Below are 16,530 nucleotides of genomic sequence, written 5' to 3'. Positions count from 1 at the left end.
CATCTATTTTATGGGTTACGCACAAAAAATTGCGACCAGCATCACATTATTGTCAGTGGCATAGCCCATTAAAATATGTAAGGTGAGATAGATCACAGTATATTGGCTATTCGCCAGATCATACGACGTTAAAAACAAAAAATATCATTCAATTGCACAATCCAGTGCGATTAAAAATCAGATACTATGTATATATAAAATCTATATAGCCCTAATTATAACACGAAGAAAAAAACTGATTTTCTGAAAATTAAGCATTTACTGGAGACGTTATGTCGCAGAACAAACAGAATTCCGTGCAGGCATTTTACATTAAAGTTCACAGTGATGATAATGTCGCCATCATTGTTAATGATAATGGTTTACGTGCCGGAACCCGATTTGATAGCGGACTGGAATTAATTGAGCATATTCCCCAGGGGCACAAAGTCGCTCTGGTCAATATTGATAAAGGCGGACCCATTATTCGCTACGGTGAAATCATCGGCTATGCGTTAAGAGATATTCCCCAGGGAAGCTGGATTGACGAATCGCTGGTGGAATTGCCCCAGGCCCCGGCGCTGGAAACCCTGCCGCTGGCCACAAAAGTCCCCGCCGCGCTTCCCCCGCTGGAAGGTTATACCTTTGAAGGTTACCGTAATCCCGACGGCAGCGTCGGTACGAAAAATCTTCTCGGCATTACCACCAGCGTACATTGCGTCGCGGGGGTGGTGGACTATGTGGTTAACATCATTGAACGGGATTTACTTCCCAGGTATCCGAACGTCGACGGCGTTGTGGCCCTCAATCATCTCTACGGCTGCGGCGTGGCCATCAATGCCCCGGCGGCGGTCGTCCCGATACGAACCATTCATAACCTGGCGCTGAATCCCAACTTTGGCGGCGAAGTGCTGGTTGTCGGCCTGGGGTGTGAAAAACTTCAACCCGAACGCCTGCTGGAAGGCACGCCCGACGTGCAGGCCATCTCGCTGGACGACAGCAGCATCGTTCGTTTACAGGATGAACATCATGTGGGCTTTAAATCAATGGTGGATGATATTCTGACCACGGCCGATCGGCATCTGCAGCGGTTGAACCGGCGCCGGCGTGAAACCTGCCCGGCATCCGATCTGGTGGTCGGCATGCAGTGCGGCGGCAGCGACGCCTTTTCCGGCGTGACGGCAAACCCGGCGGTCGGATTCGCCTCCGATCTGCTGGTACGCTGCGGCGCGACGGTGATGTTTTCAGAAGTCACCGAAGTGCGCGACGCCATCCATTTGCTGACGCCGCGGGCCGTTAACCAGGAGGTCGGTAAGCGTCTGCTGGAAGAGATGGCCTGGTATGACGCCTACCTCGATAGCGGCCAGACCGACCGCAGCGCCAACCCGTCGCCCGGCAACAAGAAAGGCGGCCTGGCCAACGTGGTGGAAAAAGCGCTCGGCTCCATTGCCAAATCGGGCACCAGCGCCATTGTCGAAGTTCTGTCTCCGGGGCAGCGCTCGACCAAACGCGGCTTGATTTACGCGGCGACCCCAGCCAGCGACTTTGTTTGCGGCACGCAGCAGCTGGCTTCCGGCATCACCGTGCAGGTCTTTACCACCGGCCGCGGCACGCCCTATGGCTTACTGGCGGTGCCGGTCATTAAAATGGCGACCCGTACGGCGTTGGCAAAACGCTGGCACGATCTGATGGATATCGACGCCGGCACCATCGCCACGGGTGACGCGACGATTGAAGATGTCGGCTGGCAGCTGTTCCACTTTATTCTCGACATCGCCAGCGGCAGAAAGAAAACCTGGTCAGATCAATGGGGTATTCACAACGCCTTGGCGGTTTTCAACCCGGCGCCGGTAACCTGATTGCGACATTATCTTCTTATGGCCGGAATATTTTCCGGCCATTTATTAATTCAACAAGCCGTTTTTGACCCAGGATCAATTTAATAAATCTTCACATCTAAAAATTCGCCCGGTAACAGCGAAAAAAACAACGACCAGCAACATTTCACGCCAAATACGTAAAAATCACCTAATAAAATTTAACAAAACCAGCGTATCCCCCGTTATTGAATATATACCCTAAATAATTCGAGTTGCAGCCAACGCATCTGCAGCTTGAAGTATGACGGGTATATACCCTAAATAATTCGAGTTGAAGGAAGGCGGCAAGGGAAGGAATCCCGATGAGCTTACTCAAGTAAGTGATTCGGGTGACTGAGCGCAGCCAACGCATCTGCAACTTGAAGTATGACGGGTATAGCTGCCATTGATACTTAATCCTGTGAATCATTATCTTTTATCAATGAATTACTTATGATCAAATGAATTTATTGACAGCAGGATCCTCATCATCATAAATTCATCCATGCTGATAACCGGGTGATTGCATTCGGTAAACTATTATCAAATAGCGAAAAAAATTCAGCGTACCCAATTGAATATCTTGAATTAATTTAAACAGCAATATACCGCCGGGGTTTCTGATGCGATTAAATACGCCTGTCACACAGCAGGAGTATCTGTTGGATATGGATACGACATTAATGTCCACCACAGATATTCACAGCCATATCACCTATGCCAACTCCGCATTTATCAACGTCAGCGGCTTTTCGGAGGATGAATTAATCAACCAGCCGCACAATATTGTGCGCCACCCGGATATGCCGGCCGAAGCCTTTGCCGATATGTGGTTCACCCTACAGCAAGGCGACAGCTGGACCGGGCTGGTAAAAAACAGGCGGTGCAATGGCGACCACTACTGGGTCCGCGCCAACGTCACGCCGGTTTATCATCACAATCAACTCACCGGTTATATCTCCGTGCGCAATACGCCGAGCGCCGATGAAATCAAATCCGCGGAACCCTTATATCAGGCCGTAAAGAAAAAGCAGGCCGGGCACCGTGGATTTTACAAGGGGTTAGTGGTTAGCACCGGCATATTCGCCCCGCTGTCAATATTACAGAGGCTGCCAGTGCGCTGGCGCCTGCGGATGGCGATTGCTGCCGCGGGAATGGTTCCCGCGCTGCTCTCGCTCGGCGGAATAAACCCGCTCTGGTCGCTGGCTGTGACGCTTGCTTTAATCTTTCTGCTGGATCTTTTTCTGCAACGGCAGATTGCCCGGCCGCTGAAAATGCTGCTGAAACAGGCCCAGCATATTGTTTCCGGCCGCAAGGGAAAATCTATACGGCTCAACCGGGTGGATGAAATAGGTATGCTGCTGCGGGCAATCAACCAGTTCGGACTCAACCTGCACTCCCTGGTGGATGATATCGGCGCCCAGGTGCAGGGAATGACCGATGTCAGCCAGCGGCTGGCCGCAGACAATAGCGCGCTGAATAGCCGCACGGAAGACACCTCCGCCAATCTGCAGCAGACGGCCGCGGCCATCGAGCAAATTACCGCGGCGGTGCGGCAAAGTTCTGAAACCGCCGTCCAGGCGACGCAGATGGCGGAAACCGCCAACCGCACCGCGGTGAAAGGAGGGGAGATTATGCAGGAAACCATCGGCATGATGGATTCCATTTCCGACGCCAGTAATAAAATCGTCGATATTATCAGCGTGATCGACAGTATTGCCTTTCAGACCAATATCCTCGCCCTGAACGCCGCCGTTGAAGCGGCCCGCGCCGGGGCGCAAGGCAAGGGGTTCGCCGTGGTGGCCGCCGAAGTGCGCAATTTGGCGCAGCATTCCGCCTCGGCCGCCAGGGAGATCAAAGCGCTGATTGACGCCAACGTGGCCAGCGTGAAATCGGGCGGGCAGATGGTGGAAAATGCCGGCAGGCATATCAACGACATCGTGCAGGAAGTCCGCCAGGTTTCCAGCATGATCAAAGAGATCAGCAACGCCGCCGGCGAGCAGACTTCCGCGCTGGGCTTAATCAACACCTCCATTGCGCAGATTGAAGAAATGACCCAGCGCAATACGGATATGGTCGCCCAATCCACGGAGGCGGCGGAAAGGTTAAATCGTCAGGCGATGCGCCTCAATAGCGCCATCAATGTCTATGGTGGTTAATTAATGTTTCCAAATATTAAAGTTGGGGAAAATTTGACCGATAACCGTAAAGTTGCCGTCAGGAATTTTTACGTTGAGGATAAAACGATGTCTACATCTTCTATTGCTCTGGTTTTAGTTTCTTCTATCGCACCGATAACATCTAACACAGTTAACGATGTCGACCAACAGGTTACACAGCTTAATCAACGCATTAGCCATCTTAACGAGAAGCTGTCGCAACTCAGCGCCCCCGCCGCAGGTGGGGATGACAGCCCGAATAACATACAGATTCAGGAACAGAAGCAGATTATCCAGGCACAGTTGGCCGCGCTCCAGTCTCAGGTATCCGTTTTGCAACAGCGGCAGCCGGTCTCCCCTTCGGCGACAGACGCAACTGTGTCGGAAGTCCAGGATACGATCGATGCGACATCAGGGAGTAACCGACTCGATCTTTACGTGTAATGCCATTATTCACCATAAAGATACGCGGAAAAATATGACTTACAGTCAAAACGCAGCAGCAGCGTAAAATATGACGAGCAAAAACATGTCTTGTTACATGTTTTACTGAATACTGAAGACAATCAATCGCCTTGACAACCCAATTATCCTCAATGCGAAAACGCATTTACCGATAATAAATTCACACTATGTGTGTGATCTTTATCAGGAGGAAAAATGTCCAGCATAAGTGCAGTTTCATCGGTAACTTCATCTTCAGGCGGCTCTTCACAAAGCTACGCCCAGAAGATTAACCAACTAAATCAGCAGCTCGAAAAGTTAACAGAACAGCTTGAGAACATATCAAGCTCATCCGGAGACTCAGAAACAGCGGCAACTCAAAGCGAGCTGTTACAGGCTCAGATCCAGGCTATTGAGGCGCAAATCGCTCAACTTGAAGCCCAACAGGCGCAACAATCTGTAGAGGAGACGGCTACCGACGAAGGCGCTCTTTCAGCCCAGGCCGACGGCGTTAATCGCCCGACGGAAGAAAATCAGATCAATGTTTATATCTGAGTTCAAAAATAAGGCATGAGGTAACAATCATGCCTTATTATTACGCTTCAGCGGCTTAACCAGCCCTTGCAGACCTTCTATCTTGATCGCCAGCGTCATTTGCATCAGTTCGCCCAGGCGCCCCTGGGGAAACTCGCCTTTACGGGCAAACCACAGCAGGTACTCTTCCGGCAGGTCGATCAGCGCCCGCCCCTGATACTTGCCAAACGGCATCGGCATATTGGCGATTTCAATCAGGTCTTCTTTTTCCACCAGCCTACTCCCCCAGCAAACGCATCATTTCGGCTTCGTCAATCACCGGGATCCCCAGCTCCTGCGCTTTGGTCAGCTTGGATCCCGCCGCTTCGCCGGCAATCACCATATCGGTTTTTTTCGATACGCTGCCGCTGACCCTGGCGCCCAGCGCCGTCAGCCGATCTTTGGCCTCATCGCGGGACAGAATGCTCAGCGACCCGGTCAGCACCAGCGTCTTGCCGGCAAACGGACTGTCGATCTCTTGCGCTTTCACCGCCGGCGGCTGCGGCCAGTGGATATTGATGCCGTCGGGATCGATCAGTTCGCGGATCACCTGCCGGTTGTGTTCCTCCTCCAGGAAATGCCGCACGCGGGCGGCGACCACCTTGCCCACGTCGGGCACCTCCAGCAGCGACTCTTCATCCGCGGCGAACAGCGCCTCCAGCGAACCAAAATGCGCGGCCAGATTGGCGGCGGTCGCTTCTCCGACGTCGCGGATGCCCAGCGCAAACAGGAAACGCGCCAGGGTGGTGCTTTTCGCCTTCTCCAGCGCGCCGACCAGATTCTGCGCCGACTTCGGCCCCATGCGGTCGAGACCGGTCAATATCCCGGCGCTGAGTCGGAAAAGGTCGGCCGGCGTTTTGACATACTCTTTTTCCACCAGTTGGTCGATGATTTTGTCGCCCATGCCGTCGACGTCCAGCGCCCGGCGGGAAACAAAGTGCTTCAGGGCTTCTTTGCGCTGCGCCCCGCAAATCAGGCCGCCGGTGCAACGGGTGACCACCTCTCCCTCCACCCGCTCCACGTCGGAACCGCACACCGGGCAGACGTCGGGGAACACAATCGGCCGGGCATTTTCCGGCCGCTCCGTTTCCACCACGCCGACAATCTGCGGAATAACGTCGCCGGCGCGGCGCACCGTCACCCGGTCGCCAATGCGTAGGCCAAGCCGTTCGATCTCATCGGCGTTATGCAGCGTGGCGTTACTGACCATCACCCCCGCCACCGCCACCGGCTCCAGACGCGCCACCGGGGTAATCGCCCCGGTGCGGCCGACCTGAAATTCGACGTCGCGCACCCAGGTCAGCTGCTCCTGCGCCGGGAATTTAAACGCCACCGCCCAGCGCGGCGCGCGGGCGACATAGCCGAGGCGCGCCTGCAGCGCCAGATCGTCCACCTTGACCACCACGCCGTCGATATCGAAATCCAGCGCGCCGCGCGTCTGTTCGATATGGCGATAAAAATCGAGCACTTCCGCACTGCCGGTACAGAGCCTGATACGGTCGCTGACCGGCAGTCCCCAGCGCCTGAATTGCATCAGGCGCCGCCAGTGGCTGTCCGGCAGCTCTCCGCCCTCCAGCAAACCGACGCCGTAGCAAAAAAAGGTCAGCGGACGTTTGGCGGTGATGCGGGGATCGAGCTGACGCAGCGAGCCGGCCGCCGCGTTGCGGGGGTTGGCAAACACTTTGCCGCCGGTGCGGCGGGCTTCCTCGTTGAGTTTTTCGAAACCGCTGTGCTTCATAAATACTTCGCCGCGTACTTCCAGCCGACGCGGAATGTTATCTCCCGTCAGACGCAGCGGGATGGCGCCGACGGTGCGGATATTCGCGGTGATATTCTCGCCGGTGGCGCCGTCGCCGCGCGTGGCCGCGCGCGTCAGCACGCCCTCTTCATACAGCAGGCTGACGGCCAGGCCGTCCAGCTTCAGCTCGCAGCAGAAGGTCAGATCGTCGCCGTTTTTCAGCCGGTCGCCGATGCGTTTGCTGAACGCCAGATAGCTCTCTTCGTCAAATACGTTATCCAGCGACAGCATCGGCACTTCGTGACGCACCTGCTCGAAGGCCGCCAGCGGCGCCGCGCCGACGCGCTGCGTCGGCGAGTCCGCCGTCACCAGTTGGGGATAGGCCTCTTCCAGGCTTTTCAGCTCACGCATCAGCCGATCGTATTCGGCATCCGGGATTTCCGGCGCATCTTCCACGTGATACTTGTATTCATGATGACGCAATACCCTGCGCAACTCCGCTGCCCGCGAGCTTGCCTCACGCGCTTCGGCCGACTCTATATTCAATGGATTCATACTTATTTCAGTCAGTTATTCAGATTTACCGGCTTTAATGGCGTTAATAATATTGGTGGTGGAGCAGCCGTCTTCAAAATTCAGCACCCGGACCTCGCCGCCGTTGGCCCACACCTCTTCGCTACCGGCGATTTCATGCGGCTGATAATCGCCGCCTTTGACCAGAACATCCGGCAACACCTCGGCAATCAGGCGCTGCGGGGTATCCTCCTCAAACGGCACCACCCAGTCGACGGCTTCCAGCGCCCCCAGCACGATCATGCGCTGCGGCAGCGGATTAACCGGCCGGGTCGGCCCTTTCAGCCGTTTGGTCGACGCATCGCTGTTCACCGCCACAATCAGGCGATCGCCAAGCTTACGGGCATTCGCCAGATAGGAAACGTGCCCCGCGTGCAGGATATCGAAACAGCCGTTGGTCATAACGATTTTTTCGCCGCGCCGCCGCGCCAGCGCTACCGCCTCTTTCAGCTGCGCTTCGCTCATCACGCCGAAACCGGTTTCCGCGCGCCCGCGGATGGCGTTTTCCAGTTCGATGGGCGACACCGTTGAGGTTCCCAGCTTGCCCACCACCACGCCGGCGGCGGCGTTGGCGAGGAAACAGGCCTCTTCCAGCGAGTTGCCGGCGGCCAGCGCGGCGGCCAGCACGCCGATAACCGTATCGCCGGCGCCGGTCACGTCGTACACCTCCTGCGCCTGGGTCGGCAAATGCAGCGGCGCCTTGCCCGGCTGCAACAGGGTCATCCCCTGCTCCGAGCGGGTGATCAGCAGGGCGGACAGCTGGTAATCGGCCACCAGTTGCATCCCGCGGGACACCAGCTCATCTTCATTTTTGCAGCGTCCGGCCACCGCCTCGAATTCCGACAGGTTGGGCGTCAGCAGCGTCGCCCCGCGGTAGCGGGAAAAGTCCGTCCCTTTCGGGTCGATCAGCACCGGCACGCCCGCCGCTTTCGCCGTCTGGATCATGGTTTGTACGTGAATAAGCGCCCCTTTGGCGTAATCGGACAGCACCAGCGCGCCGATATTGGGCAACGCCTGCTGGATACGCTCGATCATCGGCTGCGGGTCGACGCCGCCGAAGCCTTCTTCAAAGTCCAGCCGGATCAGCTGCTGGTTACGGGATAATACGCGCAGTTTGGTGATGGTCGGATGCGTCGGCACCGAGACGAAATCGCACTTCACATTGACTTCGCCAAGTTTGCTGCTCAGGGCGCGGGCGGCGTCGTCAATCCCCGTCAGGCCGACCAGCCGCGAACCGGCCCCCAGAGAAGCGATATTCATCGCCACGTTCGCCGCCCCGCCGGGTCGCTCCTCAATGGTGTCAACCTTGACCACCGGCACCGGCGCCTCCGGCGAAATGCGGCTGGTCGGTCCATACCAGTAGCGATCCAGCATCACATCCCCAACCACTAACACCCCCGCACGGCGGAAATCAGGCAGCGTAACTTTCATCCCATACTCCAAGCTCATTTTGCATAATGCGCGTAATAATATCACAGGCCCGATTATTACTATTAAAAAGCGCATCCCGGTTAAACAGAATGCGAAACCTCTCTCAACCCAGCCATTTGTTCCAGCTGTGCTGCACCTGTCGACGTTCGGCGATAAATTTTTCCTGGCTCACCCGGCCGGCGATCTCCTGCAACGCCAGATGATGCAGCTCATTGCGCAGCGTAACGTAAGCCAGCCGCAGGGCATGCGCCTCGCTCTCCTCCATCACGCCGTACCGCGCCATCATCTCCAGTATGCGCACGTTATCCGACCAGCGGGTCAGGCGCGGCTCCCGCGACGCATAGCGCAGCACCAGATACTGGACGATAAACTCGATATCGGTGATCCCGCCGGCGTCGGTCTTCAGGTCAAACAGCGTTTTGTCTTTATTCGCCAGATGCTGGCGCATCTTCTCGCGCATGTCGCGCACTTCGCCACGCAGTTTCTCCCCATCGCGCTCGCGGCACAGGATGTTGCGGCGAATGTCTTCAAACTGCCGCTGTACGCCGCTCTCGCCGTAAACCATCCGCGCCCGCACCAGCGCCTGATGCTCCCAGGTCCAGGCTTCGTTGCGCTGATAGTCGTCAAAGGCTTCCACGGTGCTAACCAGCATCCCCGCCGCCCCCGACGGCCGCAGTCGCGCATCCACCTCATACAAAATCCCCGACGAGGTGCGGGTGCTGAACAGATGTATCACCCGCTGGGCCAGCCGCAGGTAAAACTGGCGGCCGTCAATGCTGCGTTCGCCGTCGGTCATCACCTCGGGCGGGCAATCGTGCAGGAAAACCAGATCGAGATCGGAGCCGTAGCCCAGCTCCCAGCCCCCCAGCTTGCCGTAGGCGATCACCGCGAATCCGCGCCCCTCGCGCTGCCGCAAATGGGCCGGCTGGCCGTAGCGCGCCGTCATCTGCCCCCAGGCCTGCTGCACCACCGCGGCGATGATGGCTTCGGCCAGATAGGTTAAGTGATCGCTCACTTTCATCACCGGCAGCGCGCCGGCGATATCCCCGGCGGCAATACGCAGCAGCTGCGCCTGCTTGAACTGGCGCAGCGCTTCCAGTTGCTGCTCTTCCTCCTCCTCCGGCACCCTGAGGAGATACTGCCGCAGCTCATCGGCATAGGCGTCCGGGGCGATCGGCTGATACAGGGTGGCGGAATCGAGCAGTTCATCGAGCAGCAGCGGATAGCGCGCCAACTGGCCGGCCACCATCGGCGAGGCCGCGCACAGCCGGACCAACTGCGCCAGCGCCGGACGCGATTCCAGCAGCAGCTCCAGGTAGGTGGTGCGGGTGACAATCCCCAACAGCAATGGCGTCAGGCGCGATAAAATGGTATCCGCATCCTGTCGGGCGCACGCTTCCGCCAGCAGGTTGGGCATCAGTTGGTCGAGCACGTCGCGCCCGCGCGGGCCGATGGTGCGTTTCGCCACGTCGTAGCGAAACTCGATGACCGCGCGCAGCACCTTCTCGCGCACGCTTTCCGTCAGGTGCGGCGTCAGCGACGCCAGATCGGCCTCATCCAGCCGGTCCTGCCACAGGCTACGGTAGCTGGCGTGTTCGGGAATATCGTCGCTGTCCGGCGCATCATCGCCGATTAAATCATCAAACACGCGGCGCACCGCCAGCATGTGCCGCAACAGCGCCTGTTGCAGTTGCGCCCAGTCGGCGAATCCCATGCCCCAGGCCAGCCGCTGCCGATCGAGTTCGTCCTCGGGCAGCGTTTGCGTTTGCTCGTCGGCTATCGCCTGCAGAAGATTTTCCAGACGGCGCAGAAAACGGTACGCCTCGCTGAGTTCGCCGACCTGAGGCGGCGCCAACAGCCCCAGCTCGCCGATATGACGCAGCGTGGGCAGCAGCGCCCGCTCCTGCAGCCCGGATTCGCGCCCGCCGCGGATCAGCTGAAAAACCTGGGTGATAAATTCGATTTCCCGAATGCCGCCCGCCCCCAGCTTGATATTGTCGCGCAAGTCGCGCCGGCGGACTTCGCGGGCGATCATGCCTTTCATATTGCGCAGCGACTGAATCACGCTGAAATCGATATAGCGGCGGAAAACAAAGGGCCGCAGCGTGCTGCGCAGCTCCTGGCTGTAGGCGTCGTCCATGCCGCCCAGCAGGCGGGCTTTGACCATCGCATAGCGTTCCCAGTCCCGCCCCTGCTCCTGATAATAATCTTCCATGGCGGCGAAACTCAGCACCAGCGGGCCGCTGTCGCCGAACGGGCGCAGCCGCATATCGACGCGATAGACAAAGCCGTCCACCGTCGGCTGATCCAGCACTTTTATCAGCCGCTGGCCCAGACGGGTAAAAAACTGCGCATTATCCAGTTCGCGGCGTCCGCCCTGGGTCTGTCCGTTTTCCGGATAGACGAAAATCAGATCGATATCCGAGGAGAAGTTCAACTCGCCGCCGCCCAGTTTCCCCATTCCCAGGATCAGCAGCGGCTGGGCCGCGCCCTGCCCGTTGACCGGCGTTCCCCACTCCCGGCAGCAGGCCTGATACAGCCAGTCGCGGGCGGCGATAATCAGCGTTTCCGCCAGTTCGCTGAGCTGGCGCAGCGTCTGCTCCGTGGTGCTGGTGCGCAACGTCTGCGACCAGGCGATCCTCACCAGCATACGGCGACGAAATCGCCGCAATACCGTCATCAGCGCCGTTTCGTCATTGACCGCGGCCAGCGCCTGATTCAGCCAGTCGGCATAATGTCGCCACTCTTCCGGCCGCGGCGGCTGCCGATGGAGCTCCCGCCACCAGTCGGGATAACGCGTCAGCGCGTCGCTGACGAAATCGCTCAGCGCCAATACGGCGAGATCGTCGTCCGCCGCCGCCGGCGGGTAATCGGCGGCGGTTTCCCGCAAGCGCAATAAAATCCGTTGAGACTGTTGCGCCAGTAACGGCGGCAAAGGAAGTAGCGACATGGTGGTTCCCTTGATCCGCCATCGCCGGCGGATAAATGCGGTTAACGGTTAGCCGGCGCTGTGCAGCCAGAATGGCGAATGAGCCAACGCCTGTTTACGGCAGGCTTCCAGATAAGGCGACGGGGTGTGATCGACCGACAGTTGCTCAATGGCCTGAATCAGCGCGCGCCAGCGATCGATGTACGCTTCCGCCTGTTCCATCGGATAAGCGCCGGATAACAGCTGAAAGGCGCAAATATTGCGCTGTAGACGCGGCAGTTGCTGTAAATATTGCACTTCGCTCAGCGTGCTGGCGAACGTGCTTCTCAGATCGGCGGAACTGCGGCCCAGCATGATATCGGCGAAACGTTTATAGGAGCCCTGCAGCCTGATGCGATCTTTGTTATCCATATAGTTACGCCAGCCGGCTTCAACCAGCCATGAAGTAAGCACCAGCTTACTTTGCAGATACTCCACGCCGTAGCATAGCTCTTGCGCATCCTCGGTCCTTTCCACGCCGGCTTCCAGACTGGCGAGGGCGGCGCGAAACAGCGTCGTCACCTTACGCGATACCACCCCGCCCACCAGCACCAGCATCTCGCGAATCAGCGCGCCGGCCTGCGGCAGCGCGTGGCGGGCGTCGGCGTTGCCGCGCACCCAAAGCTCCTCATGGTACTGCCAGTGGCTCAGCGCGTACTCCAGCGCCGCGCGGATCGCCTGATCGATATTGGCTTTCGGCTCCACCACCAGGATGCCGAGCGGGCGGCACTCGCGGGGCGGATTGCCCTGCGCCAGATGATAGCCGCGCGCGGCCTTGCTCAGGCTGCCCTGACGCAGACCGCCGAATTCGGCGATCTCCTTCGCCAGCTCAAGCAGGTCCGAGGTCTGCCCCAGCTTGAGCTCCATCTCCAGCTCACATAGGGGTTCGCTAAGTTCGCCCGCGCGGATTTCCCCCAGGTCAAGGGCGACCTCAATCACGCTTTGATGATAAGTGACCACCCACTTTTCACGGGTAAAATCGGTGCTGAACAGCGGCTTGAGCGACTGCTGGAGCGCCGCGGGATCGCAGTTTTCCGGCCAGATATCCGCCGGGAAAAGGGCCAGGTCCAGCTCCGCCTTTTCCAGCGCCAGATTATATTCCGCATGCTGGTGCAGCCCGCCGACCACGTTGCCGGCGGTTTTCGCCGTCATTTCGTAACGCTCATTCTCGCCGCGGATACGCAGCCCGATGCCATGTCGGCGCAGGAAATTATCCGCCGTCTCATAGTAGATATTGGTCAGCCGCCGGGCGCGCAGATGTTCGGAATGGCTGTATTCGCTCTGCCAGCCGGATAACTGCTGCCGTAGCGTATCAACGCCGCCGGGATGAACAATAAATTTCAGTTCGATTTCTTCACTCATAATTTGCTACACCGGGATCAATGTGAATGGCGCCAGTAAATAACATTTTACTTCACCTTGCCACCTTTGCAGCGCGCTCTGTTTTATCGCCCCCTTCGGGCCAAGAGTAAGACAGTTCTCATTTCTGTTTAATCATTGCCTCATCAGACTTAACCCTCTACTATCCTCCCATAACTCACGCAACACGATGATCTTATGCAGAAATTAAGCCTGATTTGTTTTACCTTGATAACCTTCATTTTAAGCGGCGCGGCTCATGCCGAAGAAAAGCGCTATGTTTCCGATGAGCTGCTGACCTATATCCACAGCGGGCCGGGTAATCAATACCGCATCATCGGCACGCTGAACGCCGGCGATCAAGTCACGGTGCTCAGCGTTAATCAGGGGGCGGGCTATGCGCAAATCCGCGATGACAAAAACCGCACCAGTTGGATCCCGCTCGATCAGCTCAGCGAAACGCCCAGCCTGCGCACCCGCGTTCCCGAACTGGAAAGCCAGGTGAAGGATCTAACGGAAAAACTGCACAATATCGATCAAACCTGGAACCAGCGCACGGCGGATATGCAGCAGAAAGTCACCGCCAGCGACGATATTATCAACGGATTACGCAGCGAAAATGAGGAATTGAAGAATCAGCTTATCGTGGCGCAGAAAAAAGTCAGCGCCGCCAATGTCCAGCTTGACGACAAACAGCGCACCATCATTCTGCAATGGTTTATGTACGGCGGCGGCGTGGCGGGCATCGGGCTATTGCTGGGTCTGCTGCTGCCGCACATTATCCCGCGCAGAAAGAAAAACGACCGCTGGATGGGTTAAGAGCGATGCCTGCCCGCGCAGGCATTTTTACCGGCGGTCAATAATACGCAGCAAAGATGTTAATATGTAGTGAATACCACCGCATACTCAGGAGTCCGACGTTGAATATTTACCTTGTCGGCGGCGCCGTACGAGACAGCCTGCTTAACTTGCCGGTTACCGAGAAGGACTGGGTGGTGGTCGGCGCCACGCCGCAACAGCTGCTGGCGCAGGGTTATCAACAGGTCGGCAGGGATTTTCCGGTCTTTTTGCACCCGCAAAGCCGCGATGAATATGCGCTGGCCCGCACCGAACGAAAATCCGGCAGCGGCTACACCGGCTTTGTCTGCCATGCCTCCCCCGATGTGACGCTGGAACAGGATTTACTGCGTCGGGATCTGACCATTAACGCCATCGCCCGCAGCGAACAGGGCGAGTTGATCGATCCCTATCACGGCCGCCGTGACCTGGAAAACCGCCTGCTGCGCCACGTCTCCGACGCGTTCAGCGAAGATCCGCTCAGGGTGCTGCGCGTGGCGCGTTTCGCCGCCCGTTTCGCCAACCTGGGTTTTCGCATCGCCGAAGAGACTATGGCGCTGATGAGCAAAATGACGCGCGACGGCGAGCTCGCCTACCTGACGCCGGAACGCGTCTGGAAAGAGACCGAGAAAGCGCTCGCCACCGACAGCCCCCAGGTCTATTTCCAGGTGCTCAGAGAGTGCGGCGCGCTGGCGGTGCTGTTTCCTGAAGTCGATAAGCTGTATGGCGTTCCGGCGCCGGCCAAATGGCACCCGGAAATTGATACCGGCATTCATACTCTGATGACGCTGGCGGTCGCCGCCCGCCTTAGCCCGGATATCGACGTGCGCTTCGCCGCCCTGTGTCACGATCTCGGCAAGGGGCTGACGCCGCCGGAGCTGTGGCCCCGGCATCACGGCCACGGTCCGGCGGGGGTTAAGCTGGTGGAGGCGCTGTGCCAGCGTTTGCGTGTTCCCAATCATATCCGCGATCTGGCGAAACTGGTGGCGGAATACCACGATCTGATTCATACCGTCCAGGCGCTACAGCCCAAAACCTTGCTGAAACTGTTTGATGCCCTCGACGTCTGGCGCAAGCCGCAGCGGCTGGAGCAGTTGGCGCTCTCCAGCGAGGCCGACGCCCGCGGTCGCACCGGCTTTGAAGAGAGTCCTTATCCGCAGGGCGATTATCTGCGCCAGGCGTTTCGGGTCGCCAGCGGCGTCACCAGCGCCGAGGTCGTCGCCGACGGCCATCAGGGCATTGAGGTCCGCAACGAACTCAACCGCCGCCGCCACAAGGCGCTGGAGCAGTGGAAAGCGCAGCAGGACGCGCCTACAAAAACACCACATACACCACCGCCGCCACAAAGAAACGATAGATAGCGAACGGCACGAAAGAGATACGTTTGATAATCTGCAAAAAGGTTTTAATGGCGATCAGCGCCACCACAAAGGCGGTCACAAAGCCGACGGCGAACATCGGCAGATCGGCCAATGACAGGAAATGCCAGCTCTTGTACAGATCCAGCACCGTCGCCCCCATCATCATCGGAACCGCCAGAATAAAAGAGAACTCCGACGCCGCATAGCGGCTGACGCCCATTAGCATCCCGCCGGAGATGGTGGCGCCGGAGCGGGAAAACCCCGGCCACAGCGCCAGACACTGAAAACAGCCGATGATAAAAGCCTGGCGATGGGTGATATCGTCCAGCCCCATCGCCCGCGGCTGTTTGGGTTTTAACCACTCCGCCGCCAGCAGCAGAAAGCCCCCGACAACCAGCGCATACATCACATTTTTGGGATCAAACAGCGATTTGATAACGTCGTGAAAAACCAGCCCCAGCACCACCGCCGGGATCATTCCCAACAGGATGTGCGTCAGTTTCAGACGCCCCGCCGTTTGCCCCTCATGCGGCACCTGACCGAAATGAATGCCGATAAGGCCGAACAGGCGGCGCCAGAACATCGCCACCACCGCCAGAATCGAACCCAGCTGGATAATCACCTCAAAGGTTTTGGCTTTGTCATCGGCAAATCCCAGCCAGTGGCCGACAATAATCATGTGACCGGTGGAGGAAACCGGCAAAAACTCGGTAAGCCCTTCAACCACTCCAAGAATAAATGCGATTAACAACGAATGCAGGTCCGTCATCTAAACTCCCTTACCGCCATAAAAAAACGGCTGCGCCACCCAGCGAGCCGCTATAAGCCCCATAGGCCTCGTAGATTACCGCTTAGTAACGCGTAAATCATTATTAACGCTGCTAAATCAGATTTATCGCGTACCGCGCTCAATCACCACGCCGACCTGACGCGCCTGCGCCACGGCGCCCGGCTTGGCGACCTTGATGCGCAGCCAGGGGATCGGGAAACGCTGCATCAGCATCTGCGCCACCTCCTCCGCGACGCGCTCGACCAGCGCAAAGCGCTGTCCCGCCACCAGCGCAATCACCGCTTCGCTGACGTCGGCATAGCTTAAACAGTCATTAACGTCATCGCTGGCCGCCGCCTGACGGTTATCCCATCCCATTTCGATATCGAACACCAGCTTCTGCTGAATCGTCTGTTCCCAATCGTAAACACCAATGGTGGTAATTACGCCAAGCTCTTCAATAAATACGATATCCATCAC

The 16,530-nt window shown here is 57.8% G+C and carries 13 protein-coding genes; 6 read left to right on the top strand and 7 right to left on the bottom strand.

All coding sequences use genetic code 11. The features are described from left to right. The first annotated feature begins 272 nt into the window (after window positions 1-272). The 4 genes from garD (at window position 273) to EH206_RS04290 (ending at window position 4,996) form a co-directional block, all read left to right on the top strand. Window positions 273-1,838 (top strand): galactarate dehydratase, encoded by a 1,566-nt coding sequence (gene garD, locus EH206_RS04305; RefSeq protein ID WP_009111597.1) that lies wholly within the window; start codon window positions 273-275, stop codon window positions 1,836-1,838. A gap of 623 nt (window positions 1,839-2,461) precedes the next feature. Continuing rightward, on the top strand, window positions 2,462-3,997 hold the full coding sequence (locus EH206_RS04300; protein ID WP_009111595.1) for a methyl-accepting chemotaxis protein: 1,536 nt from the start codon (window positions 2,462-2,464) through the stop codon (window positions 3,995-3,997). 3 nt (window positions 3,998-4,000) lie between these two features. Next, window positions 4,001-4,441 carry a FlxA-like family protein gene (locus EH206_RS04295; protein ID WP_040342884.1) on the top strand — a complete coding sequence of 147 codons (441 nt, stop codon included), beginning with the start codon at window positions 4,001-4,003 and terminating at the stop codon, window positions 4,439-4,441. 216 nt (window positions 4,442-4,657) lie between these two features. Further along, a complete protein-coding gene (locus EH206_RS04290; RefSeq protein WP_009111593.1) occupies window positions 4,658-4,996 on the top strand; it encodes a FlxA-like family protein in 339 nt (112 codons plus the stop codon). 27 nt (window positions 4,997-5,023) lie between these two features. On the opposite strand, the gene EH206_RS04285 is transcribed toward EH206_RS04290, so the two are convergent. The 5 genes from EH206_RS04285 to EH206_RS04265 form a co-directional block, all read right to left on the bottom strand. Next, window positions 5,024-5,248 (bottom strand): DUF3820 family protein, encoded by a 225-nt coding sequence (locus EH206_RS04285; protein ID WP_009111592.1) that lies wholly within the window; start codon window positions 5,246-5,248, stop codon window positions 5,024-5,026. Between the two features lie 4 nt (window positions 5,249-5,252). Further along, window positions 5,253-7,307: an NAD-dependent DNA ligase LigA gene (gene ligA, locus EH206_RS04280; RefSeq protein WP_009111591.1), complete on the bottom strand. Its 2,055-nt coding sequence runs from the start codon at window positions 7,305-7,307 to the stop codon at window positions 5,253-5,255. Window positions 7,308-7,322: 15 nt separating this feature from the next. Next, window positions 7,323-8,756 carry a bifunctional D-glycero-beta-D-manno-heptose-7-phosphate kinase/D-glycero-beta-D-manno-heptose 1-phosphate adenylyltransferase HldE gene (gene hldE, locus EH206_RS04275; RefSeq protein WP_009111590.1) on the bottom strand — a complete coding sequence of 478 codons (1,434 nt, stop codon included), beginning with the start codon at window positions 8,754-8,756 and terminating at the stop codon, window positions 7,323-7,325. A gap of 103 nt (window positions 8,757-8,859) precedes the next feature. After that, window positions 8,860-11,706, bottom strand: a complete 2,847-nt coding sequence (gene glnE / locus EH206_RS04270) for a bifunctional [glutamate--ammonia ligase]-adenylyl-L-tyrosine phosphorylase/[glutamate--ammonia-ligase] adenylyltransferase (protein ID WP_009111589.1) — start codon at window positions 11,704-11,706, stop codon at window positions 8,860-8,862. Between the two features lie 48 nt (window positions 11,707-11,754). After that, window positions 11,755-13,086 carry a CYTH domain-containing protein gene (locus EH206_RS04265; RefSeq protein ID WP_009111588.1) on the bottom strand — a complete coding sequence of 444 codons (1,332 nt, stop codon included), beginning with the start codon at window positions 13,084-13,086 and terminating at the stop codon, window positions 11,755-11,757. A 195-nt stretch (window positions 13,087-13,281) separates the two neighbouring features. Here EH206_RS04265 and EH206_RS04260 point away from each other — a divergent pair, with 195 nt between their 5' ends. Continuing rightward, the gene (locus EH206_RS04260) at window positions 13,282-13,902 is read left to right on the top strand and encodes a TIGR04211 family SH3 domain-containing protein (RefSeq protein ID WP_009111587.1); all 621 of its coding nucleotides are present in this window, start codon (window positions 13,282-13,284) and stop codon (window positions 13,900-13,902) included. A gap of 101 nt (window positions 13,903-14,003) precedes the next feature. Further along, a complete protein-coding gene (locus tag EH206_RS04255; protein ID WP_009111586.1) occupies window positions 14,004-15,281 on the top strand; it encodes a multifunctional CCA addition/repair protein in 1,278 nt (425 codons plus the stop codon). On the opposite strand, the gene bacA is transcribed toward EH206_RS04255, so the two are convergent. Both bacA and folB read right to left on the bottom strand, forming a co-directional pair. Next, entirely contained in the window at window positions 15,232-16,050 is an 819-nt protein-coding gene (gene bacA, locus EH206_RS04250) for an undecaprenyl-diphosphate phosphatase (RefSeq protein WP_009111585.1), read from the bottom strand. The two genes, EH206_RS04255 and bacA, sit on opposite strands and share 50 nt — an antisense overlap. Before the next feature lie 123 nt (window positions 16,051-16,173). Beyond that, window positions 16,174-16,527 carry a bifunctional dihydroneopterin aldolase/7,8-dihydroneopterin epimerase gene (gene folB, locus EH206_RS04245; RefSeq protein ID WP_009111584.1) on the bottom strand — a complete coding sequence of 118 codons (354 nt, stop codon included), beginning with the start codon at window positions 16,525-16,527 and terminating at the stop codon, window positions 16,174-16,176. Between the last annotated feature and the right edge of the window lie 3 nt (window positions 16,528-16,530).

It is taken from the genome of Brenneria nigrifluens DSM 30175 = ATCC 13028 (assembly GCF_005484965.1).
GTDB classification, from domain to species: Bacteria; Pseudomonadota; Gammaproteobacteria; order Enterobacterales; family Enterobacteriaceae; genus Brenneria; species Brenneria nigrifluens.
This window is presented reverse-complemented; position numbering and strand designations above follow the sequence as displayed.

Excerpts from the sequence above, each read along its gene's own strand:
- EH206_RS04290 (WP_009111593.1), top strand. The coding sequence starts at position 4,658 with ATGTCCAGCATAAGTGCAGTTTCATCGGTAACTTCATCTTCAGGCGGC.
- folB (WP_009111584.1), bottom strand. The coding sequence starts at position 16,527 with ATGGATATCGTATTTATTGAAGAGCTTGGCGTAATTACCACCATTGGT.
- bacA (WP_009111585.1), bottom strand. The coding sequence starts at position 16,050 with ATGACGGACCTGCATTCGTTGTTAATCGCATTTATTCTTGGAGTGGTT.
- EH206_RS04265 (WP_009111588.1), bottom strand. The coding sequence starts at position 13,086 with ATGAGTGAAGAAATCGAACTGAAATTTATTGTTCATCCCGGCGGCGTT.
- garD (WP_009111597.1), top strand. The coding sequence starts at position 273 with ATGTCGCAGAACAAACAGAATTCCGTGCAGGCATTTTACATTAAAGTT.
- ligA (WP_009111591.1), bottom strand. The coding sequence starts at position 7,307 with ATGAATCCATTGAATATAGAGTCGGCCGAAGCGCGTGAGGCAAGCTCG.
- glnE (WP_009111589.1), bottom strand. The coding sequence starts at position 11,706 with ATGTCGCTACTTCCTTTGCCGCCGTTACTGGCGCAACAGTCTCAACGG.
- EH206_RS04295 (WP_040342884.1), top strand. The coding sequence starts at position 4,001 with ATGTTTCCAAATATTAAAGTTGGGGAAAATTTGACCGATAACCGTAAA.
- EH206_RS04300 (WP_009111595.1), top strand. The coding sequence starts at position 2,462 with ATGCGATTAAATACGCCTGTCACACAGCAGGAGTATCTGTTGGATATG.
- hldE (WP_009111590.1), bottom strand. The coding sequence starts at position 8,756 with ATGAAAGTTACGCTGCCTGATTTCCGCCGTGCGGGGGTGTTAGTGGTT.
- EH206_RS04260 (WP_009111587.1), top strand. The coding sequence starts at position 13,282 with ATGCAGAAATTAAGCCTGATTTGTTTTACCTTGATAACCTTCATTTTA.